This is a genomic window from Prosthecobacter sp. (assembly GCF_044227185.1).
Taxonomy (GTDB): domain Bacteria; phylum Verrucomicrobiota; class Verrucomicrobiia; order Verrucomicrobiales; family Verrucomicrobiaceae; genus Prosthecobacter.
Map to the genome: position 1 here is coordinate 1 of NZ_JBGAFO010000004.1, position 21,231 is coordinate 21,231.

Genomic DNA, 21,231 nt, shown 5'->3' on the forward strand with positions numbered 1-21,231 from the left:
ATCAAAAAACTCTGCACCCTCACCGGCTGGAACCTCCACGAAATCGACGCCATCGAAATCAACGAAGCCTTCGCCGTCCAGGCCCTCGGCTGCGCCAAAGAACTGAACTTGGACACCACCAAGCTCAACCCCCGCGGCGGCGCCATCGCCCTCGGCCACCCCATCGGCGCCAGCGGCGCCCGCGTCCTCGTCACCCTCCTCCACCACCTCGAAGACAACAACCTCCGCCGCGGCATCGCCTCCCTCTGCATCGGCGGCGGCATGGGCATCGCCCTCGCCATCGAACGCGACTCCCCCTGAGATCATTCTCACAGCACCCCATGCCCACATGAAACTCAGAGAATTCTTCCGCTTTGGAGCCCTCTGGGTTGCACCCATTTTAGTGTGTTGTCAGAAGCGTCGTCCGACACCCCCACACGTGCATCTGAAAGTGGTAAATGGGGCGGTAGAATGGCACTTTTGGTCGTATCTTCGAGTGTGTAAAGGCAAGACGTGGGACGCAGGCACCGCAGAGTTTGGAGAGCTCTCTCTTTCACCGCCCTTCACGGTAACATTTGAGGACGGAGCCGTTCTTGAGGTGACAGAAAGCGATCTTCGTTATGAAGGTAAGCCAGTAGCGCGCGGGTTTCTCAACTACTTCATAGATAAGAAGGGATTGCATGAGAACGCCTACATTCGAACCTTTGATTAGGTCGAGAATAAACAACCGCCAAATGCCCGTCCTCTTTGTGCCTCGGGTTACTTGGCCGGCAAGGTTGCGGTGGGTGGCGGCGCGGCCTGCGCAGCCAGAACGCGACAATAAAATAATGCCAGGCATTTAGTTAATTGACTCCACTCACTTCCCTCCCACCTTCCACCCCATGAAACTCCCCCAATCCCCTCATCCTCAGCCCCTCCCGCTTGAGGAGCAACTCGTCGGCGTGAATGCCAAAACCGGCCTCTATCCTGCCGCGCGTTCCTGGTCCGGCGGCAGGCATCGCATCCTCGGCAAAGGCCCCCTCGAATCCTACTGCTACCACGTCATGTCCCGCACCTGCGGCGGCGAAGTGCATTTCGACGACGTCGAAAAAGAAGCCCTCCGCCGCATCATCTGGCGCATGGCGGAATTCTCCGGCATCAAAGTCGTGACCTACTGCATCATGCGCAATCACTTCCACCTCCTTGCCGAAGTGCCTCACCGCCAGACCTGGCTCCAGCGCTTCGAAGGCCCCGACGGCGAAAAAAAGCTCTTCGATCACCTCAGCATCCTCTACAGCCGCGCCTACCTCGCCCTCCTCCGCGACGAACTCGCCGACCTCCGCACCCGCGGCATGGCTGCCCTCGCCTCCCAGCGCATCGAAGCCCTCAAAAAACGCTTCTGCGATCTCTCCCTCTTCGTCAAAGAAATCAAAGAGCGTTTCAGCCGCTGGTACAACAAGCGCCACTCCCGCCGCGGCACCCTCTGGATGGATCGCTTCAAAAGCGTCCTCGTCGAAGGCAAAGGCGAGCCTCTCCGCACCATGGCCGCCTACATCGATCTCAACCCCGTCCGCGCCGGCCTTGTCAAAGACCCCAAAGACTACCGCTGGTGCGGCTACGCCGAAGCCCTCAGCGGTAGCCGCCGAGCCCAGCGCGGTCTCTGCAAAGCCCTCGGCAAACCCGTGGACGGCTGGCGATCCGCCGGTGCCGCCGAAGCCTACCGCTGCCTCCTTCACGACGAAGGCCGCGAAGTGCGCGACGCCCAAAACGAAACCATCATGCGCCGCGGCATCACCGCCGACTCCGCCCGTGCAGTCCTCGCCGCCAAAGGCAAACTCAGCCCCGCAGAGCTGGTCCGCCTCCGCGTCCGCTACTTCACCGACGGCCTCGTCCTAGGCAGCAAAGCCTTCGTCGAAGACATCTTCACCACCCACCGCGATCACTTCGGCCCACGTCGCAAGCACGGAGCCAGGCGCATTTCAGAATCAGCCGCACCTTTCTACAGCCTGCGTCAGTTGCGCCTTCGCCCTGTGGGCTGAAAACAGCCCTGCCCACGGCGCACCACCTTTCCCTTCCAGACCCATCGCACACGCGGTTCACATCCCCGTGATGCCGCCAGCCTGTCCCCTCGCTTCTCCCGCATCCACCTGATGATCACTGGCTCAAACGACACAGGCATCCCCAAAATTCCGCATTCGCCTCTGATACCATCCACCATCCACCATCCAGCATCCAGCATCCAGCATCCAGCATCCAGCATCCAGCATCCAGCCCCGCTAGGCATCGCGCTTACCCCCCCCCCATTGAGACCCCTTCGCAGCAGCCACCCCCATCGAAAAATGCACGCTCCGGCTTGCGCAGCCCCTTCGTATGTTCATGATGAAAGCCCTCCCCACATGAGCGCTGTTTTTGACTCCCTTTCCCGATTTTACGCCTCCTCCATTGGCAAAAAGATTCTCGTGGCCCTCACCGGCCTCATCCTTTTCGGCTTCGTTGTCGGCCACATGATCGGCAATCTCCTGATCTTCGTCGGCCGCGACGCCATCAATGAATACGGCCACATGCTCCAGACCATGCTCCACGGCACCGGCGTCTGGCTCGCCCGCCTCGGCCTCCTTCTCGCCGTCCTCATCCACATCGTCGCCACCATCTCCCTCACCCGGGCAAACCGCGCCGCCCGCACCTCCGCCTACGCCCAGCACAAGGCCCAGGTCTGCAGCCCCTCCTCCCGCATCATGATCTGGAGCGGCCTCACCATCCTCGCCTTCATCGTTTACCACCTCCTCCACTTCACCATCCACGCCGGCAACGACTACGGCACCTACAAGACCACCCTCGAAGGCCACACCGTGCATGACGTCTATCGCATGGTCATCGCCGGCTTCTCCTGGTTCCCCGCCGTCGCGTTCTACATCATCGCCATGGTCCTCCTCACCAGCCACCTCAGCCACGGCTTCAGCAGCCTCTTCCAGACCCTCGGCATCTCCACAGACAAATCAGAGCCCCTCTTCAAAAAGCTCGGCTACCTCTTCGCCCTCCTCATCCTCATCGGCAACTGCTCCATCCCCGTCGCCATCTACTTCTTCCACTACGGCCGCTGATCCCTCCGGCATTCGTCATTCCTCATTCTGGTTTCGTCATTCGGCCCCCGTCCTTCGCCCTTCGTCCTTCGACATTTCAAAAGTCATGTCCCTCAATTCCAACATCCCCTCCGGCCCGATGGCCATGAAGTGGTCCAAGCACAAGCAGGACTCCAAGCTCATCAATCCGAAGAACAAGCGCAAGTTCACCGTCCTCGTCGTCGGCAGCGGCCTCGCAGGCGCCTCCGCCGCCGCCACCCTCTCGGAGCTCGGCTACAAGGTAAAATGCTTCTGCTTCCAGGACAGCGCCCGCCGCGCCCACTCCATCGCCGCCCAGGGCGGCATCAATGCCGCCAAAAACTACCAGAACGACGGCGACAGCGTCCACCGCCTCTTCTACGACACCGTCAAAGGCGGCGACTTCCGCGCCCGTGAGGCCAATGTCCATCGCCTCGCCGAAGTCAGCGTCAACATCATCGACCAGTGCGTCGCCCAGGGCGTCCCCTTCGCCCGCGAATACGGCGGCATGCTCGCCAATCGCTCCTTCGGCGGCGCCCAGGTCAGCCGTACCTTCTACGCCCGCGGCCAGACCGGCCAGCAGCTCCTCCTCGGCGCCTACTCCGCCCTCAACAAGGAAATCGCCGCCGGCGGCGTCAAGATGTACCCCCGCACCGAGATGCTCGACCTCGTCACCGTCGAGGGCCACGCCAAAGGCATCGTCACCCGCGACCTCGTCACCGGCAAAATCGAGTCCCACGCCGGCGATGCCGTGCTCCTCTGCACCGGCGGCTACGCCCACCGCAAAGGCGCCTTCTTTGCCAATCCCTGCTACACCCAGATCCACCCCACCTGCATCCCCGTCAGCGGCGACTACCAGAGCAAGCTCACGCTCATGTCCGAGTCCCTCCGCAACGACGGCCGCGTCTGGGTCCCCAAGAAAAAAGAAGACTGCGGCAAAGCCCCCGATCAAATCCCCGAAGCCGACCGCGACTACTACCTCGAGCGCAAATACCCCTCCTTCGGCAATCTCGCCCCCCGCGACATCTCCTCCCGCGCCGCCAAAGAAGCCTGCGATGACGGCCGCGGCGTCGGCCCCGGCGGTCGCGGCGTCTATCTCGACTTCGCAGAAGCCATCCAGCAGTTCGGCGCCAAAACCATCGCCGAGCGCTACGGCAATCTCTTCGACATGTACGAGCGCATCACCGGAGAGAGCGCCTACAAGCGCCCCATGCGCATCTACCCCGCCGTCCACTACACCATGGGCGGCCTCTGGGTGGACTACAATCTCATGAGCAATCTCCCCGGCCTCCACGTGCTGGGTGAAGCAAACTTCTCCGACCACGGCGCCAACCGCCTCGGCGCCTCCGCCCTCATGCAGGGCCTCGCAGACGGCTACTTCGTCATCCCCACCACCATCGCAAACTACCTCGTCGGCCAGAAGCCCGGCAGCATCACCACCGAGCACCCCGAGTTCAAAAAGGCCGTCGAAAACTGCACCGCGCAGACCAAAAAATTCCTCAACATCAACGGCAAGCGCAGCGTGGACAGCTTCCACCGCGAGCTCGGCCTCCTCGTCTGGGACAAATGCGGCATGGCCCGCACCCGCGAAGGCCTCACCGAAGCCATCAAGCGCATCCCCGAGCTCCGCGAAGAATTCTGGCAAAATGTCAAAGTCCCCGGCAGCGGCGACTTCACCAATCCCGAACTCGAAAAAGCCGGCCGCGTCGCCGACTTCATGGAGTTCGCCGAGCTCCTCTGCCTCGACGCCCGCCACCGCGAAGAAAGCTGCGGCGGCCACTTCCGCTCCGAGTACCAGTACCCCGATGGCGAAGCCAAGCGCGACGACGAAAACTTCAGCTACGCCGCCGCCTGGGAATACACCGGCAATCTCAGCCAGCCCATCCTCAACAAAGAGCCCCTCACCTTCGAAGAAGTCCACCTCGCCGTCCGCAGCTACAAGTAAGGCAATCATCCTCCGCCAGGCAATGACCCGCGAATCCGAGTCCGAACTCCTCCACTTCTGCGCCACCCAGCGCGGGGAGTTCCGCGAAGACGCGTGGACCACCTTCGCCCCCATCGAAAAGCAGGAGATGGCCGCCGTCTGCCTCTTCCTCGCCGGCGTGGACTGGTTCGGCCATCAGCAAGGCCTCCGCTCCGCCGCTCGCAAATTGCTGAACGGAGCCGAAACCACCTTCGGCACCCTCGCTCGCTCCCTCCGCTTCGACACCCCACGGTTCGCCAACTCGCTCAAAAGGAGGCTGCGTCATGCATAGCCTTCATCCAGATCTGACCCGTGCCATGGGAGAAATGATGGACCGCATTGACGGCTTCCTGCGCGAGAGCGGCTACGCCGGCGAGCCCGTCCAGATGTATCTCGCTGGTGGCATGGCCGTTCACTACTACTGCGGCACACGTTACACGGATGATGTGGACGCCACCTTCTCCCGTCGCCTGATCCTGCCTTTTGAAGAACTCGTCATCGATTACATGCGCGAGACGGGAACCCGCTCCAGCATCTACTTCGACACCACTTACAACGATACCTTCGCCCTCCTGCATCCCGATCATCGCGAGAGCTGCATCGCATGGGAAGGCATCGGCAACGAGCGTCGTCTCATCCACCTGCTCGTCTTCTGTCCCGTTGACCTCGCAGTCTCCAAGCTCTCCAGATTTTCCTCCAACGATCAGGCCGATATTCTGGCCCTGGCGCAGTTGAAACGCTTCACTGTCGCCCAGCTCCAGACCCGCGCCACTGAAGCCCTCGACCACTACGTCGGCGAAACGCGCTGGATCCACCTCAACCTGGCGCAGATCAGCCACGAAATCGCCCTCGCCGCCTAATTTTCATCATTCATAATTGCCCCTCCATGTCTCAACTCAATCTGCACCTCAAAGTCTGGCGTCAGAACGGCACCCAGCCCGGCCACTTCCAGGACATCGACGCCCCGGACATCCCCGATCACGCCTCCTTCCTGGAGATGATGGACATCGTCAATGAGCGCCTCATCTCCAAAGGCGAAGACCCCGTCGCCTTTGATCACGACTGCCGCGAAGGCATCTGCGGCATGTGCTCCATGCAGATCAATGGCATCCCCCACGGCCCCGAAAAAGCCACCACCACCTGCCAGCTCCACATGCGCAAGTTCCGCACCGGAGACACCATCTGGATCGAGCCCTTCCGCGCCCGCGCCTTCCCCGTCCTCAAGGACCTCATGATCGACCGCAGTTCCTTCGACCGCATCCAGCAGGCCGGCGGCTTCGTCACCGTCCGCACCGGCGCCCCCCAGGACGCCAATGCCATCCCCATCGGCAAAGAAGTCGCCGACGCCGCCATGGACGCCGCCGAATGCATCGGCTGCGGCGCCTGCGTCGCCGCCTGCAAAAACGCCAGCGCCATGCTCTTCGTCTCCGCCAAAGCCGGCCAGCTCAATTCCCTCCCCCAGGGCCGCCCCGAAAAAGACCGCCGCACCCTCGGCATGGTCCGCCAGATGGACAAGGAAGGCTTCGGCAACTGCACCAACCAATACGAATGCGAAGCCGCCTGCCCCAAAGGCATCAGCGTCCGCTGGATCACCAAACTCAACCGCGACTACGCCGCCGCCTCCATCAAAGAAGCCTTCGGCAACACCCGCAAAGAAGCCGGCGGCGGAGATTGATCCCGATTTCCCCCTCTTCAAAGACCGCCCTTATCTCACAGCATCAGCTGTTCTGACTGCGAGATCATCGCGAACCACAGCCTTCGCGGAAGCGGCAAGCTCGGCTTGTCTCTTTTTTAGCATGTAGCATCGCACGACCGCTCTTCGATCCCGGAGAGCCGTAGCGAAGCGAAGACAGCCGCAGGCAAATCAAGAAGGTAGCCAGGGGTCAGCGACGAAGGAGCGCCACCCCTGGATAAAAACGCCCCCTCCGGAAAGCAAACTCAAAGCTTTCTCCACCACACCGCGCCATTTAGCAGCTTGCCCTTCGGAAAGCCGTCGCTATGGGCTTCGAGAAGAGCACAGTCCTACCCACCTCAGGCAGTTCCTTGACACTTAATACCCTGGTGGACGATGCTTCGTTCCAATGGCAGCGTCCGTGTTGTACCCACTCCAAATAGCGAAGACTCTTCTATTTGGACGGCCTCGTCAGACTTTCAGCATTTTCTCCCGCCACCGCCGCACGCTGCTCATATCCAGCCGCTCACCTTTAAACTCGATCTGTTTAACCGGTTTTGTTCCGTTCGCACTTTCTCGCTTGAGAACACTACTGATTTCCATCCAGCGCACATCAGAGAATTCCACTTTGTCCTTTCCCGCAGCTCTCACACCGCCCTCGGAGAATGTGCCGATCACCAGCATCACTGGATTGGATTGCGCCAACCAGTACTCTACCCATCTTTGTTCTCTAATTGTAAAAATCTCCGTGCCGCTCTTTCGCTTTTCAAGGTATGAGTTACCAGACTTGAGTTGCAAGTAAAGGCGTTGGCCCGTGCCTCTTCCCTCGTCGTCCGTGAACTCCAGTTCCATATCGATACCTTCATCCTCGGTGGCAGGTATCTCGAAACATTTTTGGTCTGCGCTAGTGATGCGTGCACCAACTTCAAGAGCGAGCAACTTACCTTTGCGACGTGAATCGAGCCTCAAGGAATCAACAACTTGCAGTTCAATTACCTGTTTCATCACTTCATCACTGGCAAATTTTTTCTCTAAAGCATCCCACAGAAGAAATCGCTTGCCACACCCATCGCATTCCGTGTCGGCGTCTTGCTTTTTTTCCATTAACTTTCTCATCAAAACTTGAGAGTTGCCTTTGGGAGCGTTACAATGAGGGCAAACGTAATGCCGCAATCGCTGAGCTTCCTCGCAAGACCGCCCAAGATGGGCATCGATATAATTTGCAAAAATCACCTGCTCTTCTTGTGTGACGCCTTTTCCGAAATACACACTGATATCTCCATCACTGCCGCTCTCACGCGTGAGTTTAATTCCCATATGGTAGTCGCCGGCTAGCGTTACAAAGTCCGCAGCGTCGCGCCAGAGCTCCTTGAGTTTGAAAGACTCGCTATCCGCCAGCTTCACCACCAGCGTTGCATAGATGTCATCAAGAAATCCCTTCACCGCATAGCTCACAAAGACCGATGGGTGCTCTATTACGGCTGGACGATCACGTCCGCAATGACTCGGAAAAACGAGCTTATCTCCTTGGCGCAAACAGAGGCCTCGCCGCTCTAGCTGGCGCTCCATCTCGCTTAGAACGATGCGCTCCTCGGGAGGAGGCAGACGTTTCATCTCCACCGCAGTCCCGTCGCGTCCTATGCTTTGATAAATTAACTTACCTTCCGCGATGCTTCGGATTGGCAAAACGCCCAAATCATTCTCCGCACTACGTAGAGTGCGAATCACGGCTTGCGCGTATGCATTAATCCATTCTGGTGCGAGCAAAATATAAGTCCCGTAATCAAGTTCCTTCAACACACCAGGGCCGTCCAAAAGAACAACAACAGTCTGTAATATTTCATCAGTAAAGCGTGGTTCGTCGGGGAGGCGCCGCCACAATAATTCACGTAATTCTTTGAATGTATGTAGCACCAGCCCTTCGTCCCGCAGTTTCAGGATTTCATCTTTTATCAGTTTAAAGATGCGTGGCGACGTCCGCCTTTCCATCTGTGACCACTGGATGCTACAAATCATAGCTATACGTAGTTGATCGCAGCCCTCCCCCGTTTTCGCGCTTGTCTCGTGGTACACCAGACCTTGTTCCCTCGCGAAGGCTTGTAGTTTTCCTCGGCTCGCCTTGAAACCGGTGTCAATTCGTCCAGCTACAAGATAGCATGGGATTTTCTCCTTTACGCTGCGTCGTAGAGCCGTTTGCCAGTCACGCAGTCCTGGGAGGACATCGTCCTGATCAGCATTGAACAGCAACAATATAAGCGCGGCTCTGTCCATGAAGAGCTGATGAATGAGCCTCTGATCCGCCTGCCCACCGAAATCCCATAACCAAATTTCCCGATCTACCCCCTGCCCGATGTTATCGTCTTTCAACTTTAGTTGTGTGGACCATGCTCCCACTGTGGAATCTTCGCTCGGCTTCCATTCGCCATTCGCTAGACGATTTGTTAATCCGGTTTTTCCCGCGTGAGTTTCCCCAACAAGCAGGACTTTAGCATTGGAATATTGAACCTGGTCATCCCATCTCGAAGTCAAGCTGTCTTCATCGCAAGGAAGAGTATATTCCCATGAATAAACCAATCCATTACCGCCGCCAGAAATAATTTTTCCATTGTTGAGTATCTGAACGCCAATCACTACGTCGGTATGGCCGACAAGTTCCTTGACACATAAACCAGAGTTCAGATCCCAAACACGTACAATGTAATCCTGAAGCAATTGTTCACTTCCGGAGCCGGACACAGCCCAGCGGCCATCTTTACTAATAGCCGTAGACCAAACACCTGACTTATGTCCCTCCAAGACGAAAACGCACTCCCCTGACTGTGCATTCCAGACACGTAATGTTTGATCGACAGAAGCGGAAACGATACGCTGGCAATTTCGATCAACCGCAATCGATGTAATATGTTTTTGGTGTCCCTTGAGTATGTGCAGACGACTTCCGTCTTCGCACGACCAAATTCGAACCGTGCAATCATCACTACCTGAAACAACGAATTTTCCATTCTCGGCTATGGCGATAATACCGATATTGTCTTCATGACCTTCGAACCTATGGAGCAGCCTCCCAGATGCAGTTTCCCACATCAACATTTCACCATGTTCCGCTCCCGTGACAGCAAACGCATTGTCACACGACAAAGCGCTAGCATGAATTCCAGAACCTTTCTTGTGCCCTTTGAACTTCCGAACAATCTCACCTTTGCGTATATCCCAATATGTAGCTGTCTGACTTAGTGAGCCAACCACCACCATGTCACTTTCGCTGCCAAGGCTCAGCACGGAACAAAACGAATCGGTTTTTGCAATGCCACGACACATCTGACGATCTAGGTCCCAGAACCGCACAGTTCGATCGACGGAAACCGAAACGGCATTCCGACCACTTTTACTAAACGAAATAGACCATATTTTGGCTGAGTGGCCTTTCAGGGTAGTCTTGTTTTCTATCCAATAACTCTTTTTTTTGTCCTTTTTACTTTCCGCCCAAGTGCCAGCTGTAACTTCCAATGTTTTCCCAAGCCTTACCGAGTCGATAAGAGCCCAGCTACCTGAATTTTTTGAAAACACAGCATAAGAAAACATTCCCCCAGCCGACGCAGAGGCAAGCCCTGTGTCTAGATCCAGTAGCCAGACATCACCATTATAAGATTTTGCTGCGGCCCTGTGCCCATCATCGAGAAATTGAACACCTACGATCCATCCATCATTAACTTCGAACTCCTGAACCAACACGCCGCTGTTAAGATCCCATAGGAGCGCGCTTCCGTTTGTTGAACCTGACAAAAGGCTTGCACTGTCGGGACTAATAGCCAAACACCTGATGGCACCTTGATGACATTCCATGATTCGTAGACATTGCCCTGTTCGGCCATCCCATAAGCGAATGGTGCCATCTGCTGAACCAGTAATAATCTGTCTATGCGACTTTCTTATTTCCACACAATTTATAGCCGCGGCTTGACCAATGCAAAACGGGATATGTTTATCAATGTTGAACTGTGATGCGCTATGGCGTGTCCCAACACAAAATCGCACAAATCTCTCATACTCTTTGGGACTGGACGACGCTCTCCAATCCAAATAAACTAATTGTGCTAATGAAGCTTTAATTGGAGTATCATCGAGGCGCAAAGGCAAAAATCGACGTTCCTTGTTCAGTGGGTCGCGGAAGCGGAAGGTGTAAGGCTCCAATTCTGCCCAATCGGTCCCGAATGCATTGGCTGACATACAGAGCACCAGCATACGTGAACGCTCCAATCCTTCCTCTATCTTTTTCTTTCTATCTAGCTCATCCCTGAGCTTTGCAGCAGCCCTCTCCTTAAGAGAGGGTTTGGCACCCAAATTTACACCCTCCGTCACTTTGATTTGCCATTCATCAAACCAAACTTTTACGCCGTCACTCTTAAGCTGTTCCGCGATGCCGTAGACGACCTCTCTGTCCTTGGTGCTGTAGCTCAGAAAGACATCAAACTGGAGATCGTCAGGCATTCTTTGGGTCCGGAACGAGGGATATCGGTTAAGAAAGCGGAGGCCCATTGAATAGCAAGAAATTGCTGCGTCTAGGCAGCGGATTTGTCATGCTTTTTGTAAACCATTCGCACTGGTGGAGAGACAGGTTTGTCCGGGACGCCACATCGAAAGCCATGAGGTATTAAACGGGATAGTTGGGGGCGGGGTGCAGAAAATTTAGCGAACGACACCCGCATCTCCTCAACTCACCCACCTCATCCCCATCAGCAGCCTCCCAAAGCCGCCTCTGCGCGAAGCGCACCCTCCGAAGCTCGAAGAGCGAAGGACGGGCAGCCCCCAATCAAGTCACTCCTCAACAGCCCTCTCCGCGTTCTCCCAATCTCTGGCTGCCCTCCGTGGATGGGCGTTGCCCCTCTGGATCATCTGACAGCCCGCAGCCTGATCCTCTTCTTTTTTTTCCCTCTCTTTCCCATTCTCCGTCCTTCGTAGCCCAAAGGGCGAAGCACGGATTTCGGCCATCCGATTGTCTCCCCATCGGATCGTCTCACGGTCTTCCCTCTCCCGCTTCCCCAACCATTGTCCGCCAGTCTCCGTCCCCCACTTTTTCATCCTCTTTCCGCTCTTTCGGCCATCTGATGGTCTCATTGTCTCCTCTCTCTCGCCCCCTCTGCCTCTCTGCCCCACTGCGGCAAACCCGAACCTCCCACCGCCACCACATCTCCCAGTCCGGCCATCCCTCCGGAACTCCGGAAAAACCATTGCCAACAACCGCCAATTCCCCCTCCCCCACTCTGCGGTCTTCTAATCTCTGCGTTGTAACCTCCGGAACTCCGGACAAACCACAGCCAACAATCGCAAACCACCGCAACAAGGTCTCCTCCGAAGCTTAGCGAAGGATGGACCGCAAACTTCCCCTCCCTCTCACCTCTTCGGCTCCCCAGGCGGCGGCCCCGGAGGAGGCCCCGGCGGCGGCCCCGGCTTGTTGTCCTGCTCCGCCGGCGGACGACGAAATCCCCCCTCCTTCGACTCTCCTCCCATCCGCTCACGGAACTTCATAAACTCCTGCCCAGCCGCCTCGCGATAGATCTCACGGAACTTCTTGAACGCCTCAAGCCGCTCCCCAGGAGGCAGCGCATCCATCCTCGCCAGCGCCTCCTTCACCCGCGGCAGTTGCATCAGCCGCTCATGAAATCCCCGCGCCTCATCCCGTCGCTCAGGCCTTGAGATCGACTGCAGCTCAGCCCCCATCCGAATCGCCGCCATCTGCGCAAACTGCGGAGAGTCCGGCTTCGGCATCTCCGGCAGCCCCCGCTGGTCCATCGGAAACTGCGGCTTGATCTTCTCCAAAATCCCCACCACCTCCGGATCAATCTCCTTCAGCGCCCCGTGCAGCGTGTTGCGCATCTCCTCGTTCGCCCGCAGCGCCTTGTCCCGCGCCTCCATCACCTCCGGCCGCTGCCACGCCTTCTCAAACGCCGCGCGCACCTTCGCCTTCTCCGCATCGGAAAGCTTTTCAAACCCGTCAAACCCCCGCGGCGGCCCCCCTCTCCCATGCATCATCCCCGGCCCGCCATGGCGGTCCCCTTCAGAACGTGGCGGCGGCTCCCCCGGCTTCGGCGGCGGGGGTGGCGGCGGCGTGGGTTTCTCCCCTCCTTCAGACTGGGCCACAGCCGCCGTGGCGAGCGCAAAAAATAGAACCAAAAGACGCATGCCGGCCATTTTCCGCCGCTCCGTCTTCTTGGCAACCTGATAGCTGGTCTCCGTGTTCATCGCAGCTAATAACCCACGCACCGCCCAAAAGTTGCATCCACCTTAAAAGCCAGAACAGATGGCCTGGGCCACACCCGGAATACTCCGAAAAGGCTTGGGACAGGGTCATTTTCCGTTTGTTCCGTGTGTTCCGTAGGCCGTCATCTCCGTTACCAAACTCACTTCACCCTCTCCAGCTTCAGCAGCGGCGCCGCCGCCGAGGCAAACTGCGCCACATAAAGATTCCCTTCAGCATCCACAGCCACCCCATGCGGATGAATGAAGGTCCTCCCGTCACTCTTCATCACCTGCAGCACCCCGCCCTCATAAACCGCCCCCGGCGCCCCGATGTTCGACACAATCCGATACTCCCGGTCCACAATCGAAATGAACCCCGGCGAGTTCTTGTCCTTCGGCCACTGGTCCCCCAGATGCGGCACAATCACATGTTCTCCCCAAAACACAATGTCCCGCGGATTCCCGCCCGGCATCGCGATTTTGTCAATGAAATGCCCGTCCTCGGTAAACCTCTTAATCTCCTGCTGATCGCTCATGGCGATGATGATGCGTTTTTTTGCCGAATCCGACACATTCAAAGCCCCTCCATGCGGCCCCCAATGCTTCAGTTGATCCTCCCCTTCCCCCAGATTCCCACCCCACCACCTCAGCAGCGTCCCATCACCCTTGTAGTGAAAAATGTAGTCCTTCCCATACCCGTCAAACACACAAAACTCCCCGTTCGGAAAATGGATCGTCTTCGAAGGCCGGTACTCATTCGCGCTCGCATGCAGCTTCGCCACCTGCGGCCACGGATACTGCGCCAGCTCCTCGCCATCCAGCGTCAGCTTGCGCACCTCATGCAGCTGCGTGTCCGTGATGAAGAGCACCTCACGCCCTCCTTCCTTCACCACGCTCATCCCATGCGCTCCCGGCATGCGCGCCGTCCAGTGCTTGATCAGCGCACCCGTCTTCGCATCGAGAATGATCACATTGTTCCGCGCATCATCCGTCAAAAACAGCAGCCGCCCCTGCGCATCGAACGCCACGGCATGACCGTTTTTCACATGCACCTGCGCCAGCGCCTCACGTCCCCAGTTGGGTACGACGCGGTAACGAAAGTCACCTTGTCCCAAAATGTCTTCAGCATGGGAGAGACCCGCGGCAAGCAGGCAGAGGATGGCGAAGCGAATCATGCAGGCATGCAATCACGGTCCCTGCCCTGACGCAAGATCAACGCATGGAGGGTTTGCCAGCCCCCGTATTGCTGCGAGGGTGATCCCCGCCTCTTCCCATGCTCTTCCTTGTCATCATCGCTGCTCTCGTACTTGGCATCACCCTGGCCCGCTGGACGCAGGCCCGGCATGCCTCGATGATGCTCAAGGGTTCCCGTGCAAATGCACCCACGGCGCACACCGGCGGTGAAATCGCCCTCATGTTTTTGAAATCCGAAGGCGTGGAGGATGTGCAGATAGTGGAGCACAACGCCCTCGTGACAGACTACTTCGATCCCACCCGCCGCCGTTTGTTTCTGCACCGTGACGTCGCACAGGGCACCACCCTGTCCGCCTGGGCCATCGCCCTGCATGAGGCGGCGCACGCGCTGCAAACGGGTGATGCCCTCGGCGAATTCAAATGGCGGCAGAGCTGCATCCGCATGAGCCGCTATGTACCCATGGCCGCTGTTTTCGTCATCGTGGGATTGATGATCGGCCGCATTCTGATCGGCCGGAACGCCCTCCTTGTCGCCGCCTGCGTGATCGTGCTGCTGCTCCTGCTGAACCTCGGCAGCCTGCCCTCCGAATTCAACGCCAACAAGCGCCTGCGCCGTTTTCTGGACGAGCATCTCAAGAACCACCCTCAGGCCGCCGGCCGGCTGGATGAACTGCTCTTCTGCATGGCCATCCGTGAAGTCGGAGATCTATTGCGCTCTCCACGCTATTTCTTCTTCAGCGCCCTGCCCGGCACTGGAAAGATGCGGCCGCAGTGATCTGACTGGCAAGTCATCGCGCATGCGTCACGTTGGTGCTTCCATGTTCAAAATCGCCGCTCTTCTCCTTTTCGCCTCCACCTCTCTCCTGCTCGCGGACACCCAGACGCCGGAGTCATTCACCGGCGATTTCGTCATCAAGGTCAACTACCGCTACCTTCTGAGCAAGCCCGACGGCTACGAAGCAAACAAGGATCAAAAATGGCCGCTGGTGATCTTTCTCCACGGCTCCGGCGAACGTGGCAATGATCTGGAACTGCTCAAAAAGCATGGCCCGCCAAAGCTGCTGGCCGCAGGGCAGAAGTTTCCGGCCGTCATCGCCAGCCTGCAGTGTGAAAACAACCACCTGTGGAATCCGCACGGCGTCAAAGCGGTGACGGATCATCTGATCAAAACGCTGAGCGTGGACCCCAGGCGGGTGTATCTCACCGGCATCAGCATGGGTGGCTTTGGCACCTGGGAGACGGCGTTTGAGTATCCGGACACCTACGCGGCCATTGCTCCCATCTGCGGCGGCGCAGGAGTGCGCTGGGTCACGGCTGCACGTCTCAAGCACATGCCCTGCTGGATTTTTCACGGCGACAAGGACGGCGCCGTTCCCATCGAGAACAGCCAGAAGATTTACGATGCCCTGAAAAAGATCGACGCCCCCGTCAAATTCACCATCTATCCCGGAGTGGGGCATGATTCGTGGACGCGGACCTATGACAATCCAGACTTTTGGACGTGGCTGTTTGAGCAGAAGCAGCCATGAGTGAAGACGCAGCCGCAAGGCGGCGGGCGCAGAGGGCGTTTGATCTTCCATGATCCGACCTCTCCTCCTCTCCCTTCTCATCGCATCATCATTGCAGGCGCAAATTCTGCCGGGCACGCAGCCGCTGGAGCCCAATCCTGATTTCTCCGCCACCATGGTGGCTGGCATCGACAAGATGGCGCTGCGCCTCATCGAGCAGTCGAAGACAGGCCGCAAGCCGACGCGCGAAAAATTGAAGGCCATCCTCGGTGCCGTGGATGAGCGCCTGCCCATCACGGCGCTGGAGCTGGTGGGTGACACCTCATCTCCTGCGCTGCTCGCAGAAACCGACGCCGCACGCATTCTGCGGGTGCGCTGGCCAGTCTTTGACGGCGTGCATGGCGAGGGCATTTTGATTCAGCCGAAAGACAAGCCCGTGGCACGGGTGATCTACATCCCGGATGCCGACACCGATCCAGAGAAGCTGGCGAATGATGCGATGCTGGCCTACAGCGGCTGCGAAATCGTCATTCCGGCGATCGTCAGCCGCGGCAGCGAGTTCAGCACGAACGACAAGTTTGGCGTGAAGACGAACGTGCCGCACCGTGAGTGGATCTACCGCCAGTCCTACGAGCTGGGGCGGCACATCATCGGCTACGAAGTGCAGAAGATGCTGTCACTGGTCGATTATTTCAGCACGCAGCCCAAGCTGCCGCTGCTGGTGGCCGGACTCGGCGAAGGCGGCCTGATTGCCCTGTATTCCGGTGCCATCGACGAGCGCATCAGCTCGGTGTATGTCTGGGGCTGCTTTGAACCGCGGGAAGGCGTGTGGGCCGAGCCGATCTACCGCAATGTCTTCAATCTGCTGCGCGACTTTGGCGATGCCGAAGTGGCCTCTCTGATCGGGCCGCGCCCACTGGTGGTGCAAAACCTCGGCTTCCCCAATGTGCAGGGGCCGCCCGAGGCGAAGCCGGGGGAACGCAACATCGCCGCGCCCGGCAAAGTCACCAAACCTTCGCTCGAAGCTGTGAAGGCGGAAGGCGCCCGTGCCAAAGCCCTCGTGCCGGGCGACTGGCTCATGCTGGCGACCGAGGAGCATGGCCTGAAGGAAGTGGTCACTCATCTGCTGCCCGCGGATGTGGCGGGACAGCTTGTGAAGCGCATCGAGCCGATCATGCCGCAGAAAAACGAGCAGCGCGCCAAGGTGGACGCGACGCGCCAGAAACGCATGGTGCGTGAGCTGGAGGCCTTCACGCAGCGCCTGCTGGTGACGACGGAACTGGAGCGTAAAAAGGAGTTCTGGGACAAGCTGCCGCTCAAATCCGTGGCGGACTTTGAAAAGCACACCGCCAGCGAACGCGACCGTTTTTGGAATGAAGTCATCGGCCGCCTGCCGGATCCGAATCTGCCGGTGAATGCCAAAAGCAGATTCGTGCGCGAGACGGACAAGGTCAGGATTTACGAGGTGACGATGGATGTGTGGGAGGATGTCTTTGCCTGGGGCTGGCTGTGCCTGCCGAAGGACCTCAAGCCCGGGGAGAAGCGGCCTGTGGTTGTCTGCCAGCATGGACTGGAGGGCATTCCGGAGGACACGATCACCACGGATGAGACGCAGAAGGCGTATGCTCCCTACAAGGCTTTCACGCTGCGGCTGGCCGAGCAGGGCTTCATCACCTTCGCCCCGCACAATCCCTACCGTGGCAAGGATGCGTTCCGCACTTTGCAGCGGAAGCTCAACCCGCTGGGGCTCACGCTTTACAGTGTCATCAACGGCCAGCACCAGCGCATTCTCGAATGGCTGAAGGCGCAGCCTTTTACCCAGCCGGAGAAGATCGCCTTCTACGGCCTGAGCTACGGCGGCAAATCCGCCATGCGTACGCCCGCCGTGCTCAAGGACTACTGCCTGAGCATCTGCAGCGGCGACTTCAATGAATGGGTGCGCAAATGCGTGAGCAGCGACATGCCCATGAGCTACATCCACACCCATGAGTATGAAATCTGGGAATGGAACATGGGCCGCACCTTCAACTACGCCGAAATGGCCGCCCTCATCGCCCCGCGCCCCTTCATGGTCGAGCGCGGCCACAATGACGGCGTGGGCATCGACGAATGGGTCAACTACGAGTACGCCAAAGTCCGCCGCCTGTACAACAAGCTCCTCATCGGCGACCGCACCACCATCGAGCACTTCGACGGCCCGCACACCATCCACGGCGTGGGGACGTTCGAGTTCTTGAAGCAGAAGCTGGGGTGGAAGTGAATTTCGGCATTTAAAAGGCTCGGAGGCGCGCGTGCGGTGACCCGGCAAAGGCTTAGGCGGTTTTGAATCAATTGCCAAGGGATGCCAGCGGCGCTTCACCTATGGTATCACGCGATGAGCGTGACCAATTTTTTGAAGAAACCCGTATTCTCCCTGCCGGCGCGCCAGGAGCTGCCCAATCTGAGGCACTTTTTCAGACGTCTGTGGCTCATCTTTGGCGGGTGCGCGCTGCTGCTTGTGCTGAGTTTTGTGGTGTTTGGGAGCATCGGCGCCAGCCTGGAGCAGGAGCGCTCCTCCACGGTGAACGCCGTGAACCTGCTGGGGCGGCAGCGCACGGACAGCCAGGTGCTGAGCCGCCTGATGCTGCAGGCCGAGCGCAGCACACAGCCGCTGCAAACCTACTACCTGGGGCGCATTGACCTTGTGTGGGGTCTCATGAACACCTGCGAGGAGTCCATCCATTCCGGCACGCTGGTGAGGCACGCCACCGGGAGGCAACTGGCCGATATTCTGAAAAAGCTGGAGGAGGCCCATGCCAGCTATCTGAAAGCGGCCGGGGTGATGAAGAAGCTCTACCCCCGCACCAACGCCACCGTGACCCTGCTCGGCGGCATGGGCGAAAAACTGACGGAGCACTGCGATGCCATGGCGGGCTTCCTGGAGCAGGCGGCCCAGAAGATGATCGTGGTCAACACCGACATCAACGAGCACCTGACCCTGCTGAACTGGCTGCAGATGGCCGTGACAGGAGGCATCACCCTGGGCACGGCGCTGCTGCTGACGCGCGGCCAGATCTCCACGATGGAGCGGCTCATCGACACCAGCCTGAGGGTGCAGGAGCTGACCTATCTGCAGAATGCGGTGCTGGAGAGCGCGGCCTGCGGGATCATCAGCATGAACACGAAGGGCCTGATCGCCACCTTCAACTGCGGCGCCGAGAAGCTGACCGGTTACTCACGCCAGGAGGTGGTCGGCAGCCTCACGCCGGAATTGTTTCACGATTCGCCCGAGCTGGAGCGCATGGCGGGAGACCTCGCCCGGGAGACGGGCATGGCGGTGGCGCCGGGCTTCGACATCTACGTGGCCTACGCGAACTGCGGCATCATCCGCGAGCGTGAGTGCAGCTATGTGCGGAAGGACGGCAGCCGCGTGGCAGTGTCCCTCAGCATGACCTGCATGCTGGACGACGACGGCGAGGTCACCGGCTTCCTCGGCATCGTGACGGACGTCACGGAAAAGAAAAAGCTGGAGCAGCAGTTTCTGCGCGCCCAGCGCCTGGAAAGCGTGGGCACGCTGGCGGGCGGCATCGCGCATGACCTTAACAACGTTCTCACGCCCATCCTCATGTCCATCGAGCTGCTGCGGCTCACGCATACCAATGAGCGCACGCTTGCCATTCTGGGCGGCATTGAAGCCAGCGCCCGGCGCGGCGCGGACCTGGTGCGGCAGATCCTCACCTTTGCGCGCGGCGTGGAGGGCAAGCGTACGGAGCTGCACGCCGGGCCGCTCATCAAGGACATCCAGCACTTCGTCCAGGACACCTTCCCGAAGAACATCCACTGCATCAGCAGCCTGCCGGAGGACCTGCCCTCCTTCCTGGGCGATGCCACGCAGCTGCACCAGATCCTTCTCAACCTGTGCGTGAATGCGCGGGATGCCATGCCCGGTGGCGGCACCATCGCCATCACCGCGCGCAGCGCCATCCTGGATGAAGCCGCGGCCGCCAAGCAGATGGACGCCAAACCCGGAGCCTATGTCATGCTCAGCGTGAGCGACACCGGCAGCGGCATCCCCCACGAGGTGGTGGACAAGATTTTCGACCCCTTCTTCACCACCAAGGAAGTCGGCAAGGGCACGGGTCTCGGCCTTTCCACCGTTCTCAGCATCACCAAGAGCCATGGCGGCTTCGTCACCGTCACCAGCGAGCCAGGCCAGGAGACCACCTTCACCATCTGCCTGCCCGCCGTGCCGAACACCGGCAGATGCAGCCTGCCGCCGCCCGCGCAGGAGCAGCCGCCAGTCCAGGAGCAGCCGATGCCGCATGGCAACGGCGAGCTGATTCTGATCGTGGATGACGAGGAGGCCATCCGTACCACCACGCGGCAGACGCTGGAGGCGCTGGACTACCGCACCCTGGTGGCGGCTGACGGCGTGGAGGCGGTGGCGCTCTACTCCCAGCACAATGCAGAGATCGCGGTGGTGCTGACGGACATGATGATGCCGGTCATGGACGGCCCGGCGACCATCCAGATGCTGCAGCGCATCAACCCTGACGTGAAAATCATCGCCTCCAGCGGCGTCTCGCACCTGGGCGGTCCCGCCAAGGTGGCCGAGATGGGCGTGCGGCACTTCCTGCCCAAGCCCTACTCCGCGCAAACCGTGATGACCACACTGAGCCTCGTCCTGAACCAGGCGGACGGCTGGGAGGAGACGCCGGTCAAGAGCATGACCCTGTGACGGAACACGGCCCTCAGCCCTTCATCGACGCAGTCGAAAGCACGGGCTGGATGTGATTTTCAGACACCAGGGTGACGAGCAGATTGTTCACCATGGTGGACTTGGAGGCGGAGTCGAGCTGCACGATGCCGTCGGTTTCCAGCTTGCGCAGCGCCATCTCCACCATGCTGATGGCGCCATCCACGATGATCTGGCGCGCGGCCAGCACCGCCTGCGCCTGCTGGCGGCGCAGCATGGCCTGGGCGATTTCCGGGCTGTAGGCCAGGTGGCTGAGCTGGGCCTCCAGGACCTCAATGCCCGCGACGCTGGTGCGTTCCGCCAGCTCCGCGCGGAGCTGGCTGGCCACCTCCGCGGGGTGGCTGCGCAGGGCGATCTCTCCCGGCGCATGAGGCTCGTAGGGGAAGAGGTTGGAGAGATGGCGCAGCGCCGTCTCTCCCTGAAGGCGGACGAAGTTGTTGCAGTTCTCCACGGCAAAGGTGGCCTTGGCGGAGTCCACCACACGCCAGACGATCACGGCGGCGATTTCGATGGGGTTGCCATGGGCGTCATTCACCTTGAGCTGCTCGCTCTGGAAATTGGCGATCTTCAGCGAGATCTTCTGCCGTCCGGCAAAGGGGTTGACCCACCAGAAGCCGTTCTCCACCACACTGCCGCTGTATTTGCCAAAGAAGGTCAGCACCAGGGCTTCATTAGGAGAGACAACGGCAATCCCCTTGATGACCACAATGCCGAGAATGGCCGCCGGAACCGCCATGGCGGGGATCAACTGGGGATCCCTGTAGACGGTGAAGGCCGTGAGGCCCAGGGCCCCAAAAATGACGAGGATGCCGGGAATGGCGAAAGCGCTGCGTTCGTTCATGGTGCAACTCAAGGGCCGATGGAGA

At 59.2% G+C, this 21,231-nt stretch carries 15 protein-coding genes and 1 pseudogene; 12 read left to right on the top strand and 4 right to left on the bottom strand.

Annotation, left to right across the window (positions count from 1 at the left end):
• The 8 genes and pseudogenes from ACILSQ_RS10585 to ACILSQ_RS10620 form a co-directional block, all read left to right on the top strand.
• A pseudogene (locus tag ACILSQ_RS10585) lies at window positions 1-300 on the top strand (acetyl-CoA C-acetyltransferase); the annotation flags it as partial.
• A gap of 28 nt (window positions 301-328) precedes the next feature.
• On the top strand, window positions 329-691 hold the full coding sequence (locus ACILSQ_RS10590) for a hypothetical protein (RefSeq protein ID WP_395743591.1): 363 nt from the start codon (window positions 329-331) through the stop codon (window positions 689-691).
• A 169-nt stretch (window positions 692-860) separates the two neighbouring features.
• Window positions 861-1,997, top strand: a complete 1,137-nt coding sequence (locus tag ACILSQ_RS10595; RefSeq protein WP_395743592.1) for a transposase — start codon at window positions 861-863, stop codon at window positions 1,995-1,997.
• Window positions 1,998-2,354: 357 nt separating this feature from the next.
• Window positions 2,355-3,059, top strand: a complete 705-nt coding sequence (locus ACILSQ_RS10600) for a succinate dehydrogenase cytochrome b subunit (RefSeq protein WP_395743593.1) — start codon at window positions 2,355-2,357, stop codon at window positions 3,057-3,059.
• 85 nt (window positions 3,060-3,144) lie between these two features.
• Window positions 3,145-5,001 (top strand): fumarate reductase/succinate dehydrogenase flavoprotein subunit, encoded by a 1,857-nt coding sequence (locus ACILSQ_RS10605; RefSeq protein ID WP_395743594.1) that lies wholly within the window; start codon window positions 3,145-3,147, stop codon window positions 4,999-5,001.
• 22 nt (window positions 5,002-5,023) lie between these two features.
• A complete protein-coding gene (locus ACILSQ_RS10610) occupies window positions 5,024-5,311 on the top strand; it encodes a hypothetical protein (RefSeq protein ID WP_395743595.1) in 288 nt (95 codons plus the stop codon).
• Window positions 5,304-5,879: a DUF6036 family nucleotidyltransferase gene (locus ACILSQ_RS10615; protein ID WP_395743596.1), complete on the top strand. Its 576-nt coding sequence runs from the start codon at window positions 5,304-5,306 to the stop codon at window positions 5,877-5,879. Before ACILSQ_RS10610 ends, ACILSQ_RS10615 begins: the two co-directional genes overlap by 8 nt.
• Before the next feature lie 26 nt (window positions 5,880-5,905).
• Window positions 5,906-6,694 (top strand): succinate dehydrogenase/fumarate reductase iron-sulfur subunit, encoded by a 789-nt coding sequence (locus tag ACILSQ_RS10620; RefSeq protein WP_395743597.1) that lies wholly within the window; start codon window positions 5,906-5,908, stop codon window positions 6,692-6,694.
• A 468-nt stretch (window positions 6,695-7,162) separates the two neighbouring features.
• Here ACILSQ_RS10620 and ACILSQ_RS10625 read toward each other — a convergent pair whose 3' ends face one another.
• The 3 genes from ACILSQ_RS10625 to ACILSQ_RS10635 form a co-directional block, all read right to left on the bottom strand.
• Complete coding sequence (locus ACILSQ_RS10625; protein WP_395743598.1) at window positions 7,163-11,179, bottom strand: TIR domain-containing protein; 4,017 nt, start codon at window positions 11,177-11,179, stop codon at window positions 7,163-7,165.
• Window positions 11,180-12,082: 903 nt separating this feature from the next.
• The gene (locus tag ACILSQ_RS10630) at window positions 12,083-12,931 is read right to left on the bottom strand and encodes a hypothetical protein (protein WP_395743599.1); all 849 of its coding nucleotides are present in this window, start codon (window positions 12,929-12,931) and stop codon (window positions 12,083-12,085) included.
• 158 nt (window positions 12,932-13,089) lie between these two features.
• A complete protein-coding gene (locus ACILSQ_RS10635) occupies window positions 13,090-14,103 on the bottom strand; it encodes a hypothetical protein (protein ID WP_395743600.1) in 1,014 nt (337 codons plus the stop codon).
• Between the two features lie 98 nt (window positions 14,104-14,201).
• Here ACILSQ_RS10635 and ACILSQ_RS10640 point away from each other — a divergent pair, with 98 nt between their 5' ends.
• The 4 genes from ACILSQ_RS10640 (at window position 14,202) to ACILSQ_RS10655 (ending at window position 20,347) form a co-directional block, all read left to right on the top strand.
• Window positions 14,202-14,897, top strand: coding sequence for a zinc metallopeptidase (locus tag ACILSQ_RS10640; protein WP_395743601.1), 696 nt, complete (start codon window positions 14,202-14,204; stop codon window positions 14,895-14,897).
• 43 nt (window positions 14,898-14,940) lie between these two features.
• Window positions 14,941-15,651 carry a prolyl oligopeptidase family serine peptidase gene (locus ACILSQ_RS10645; protein ID WP_395743602.1) on the top strand — a complete coding sequence of 237 codons (711 nt, stop codon included), beginning with the start codon at window positions 14,941-14,943 and terminating at the stop codon, window positions 15,649-15,651.
• Between the two features lie 49 nt (window positions 15,652-15,700).
• Entirely contained in the window at window positions 15,701-17,890 is a 2,190-nt protein-coding gene (locus ACILSQ_RS10650; protein ID WP_395743603.1) for an alpha/beta hydrolase family protein, read from the top strand.
• 114 nt (window positions 17,891-18,004) lie between these two features.
• Window positions 18,005-20,347 carry an ATP-binding protein gene (locus ACILSQ_RS10655; protein WP_395743604.1) on the top strand — a complete coding sequence of 781 codons (2,343 nt, stop codon included), beginning with the start codon at window positions 18,005-18,007 and terminating at the stop codon, window positions 20,345-20,347.
• Between the two features lie 13 nt (window positions 20,348-20,360).
• Here ACILSQ_RS10655 and ACILSQ_RS10660 read toward each other — a convergent pair whose 3' ends face one another.
• Window positions 20,361-21,206, bottom strand: coding sequence for an SPFH domain-containing protein (locus tag ACILSQ_RS10660; RefSeq protein ID WP_395743605.1), 846 nt, complete (start codon window positions 21,204-21,206; stop codon window positions 20,361-20,363).
• Between the last annotated feature and the right edge of the window lie 25 nt (window positions 21,207-21,231).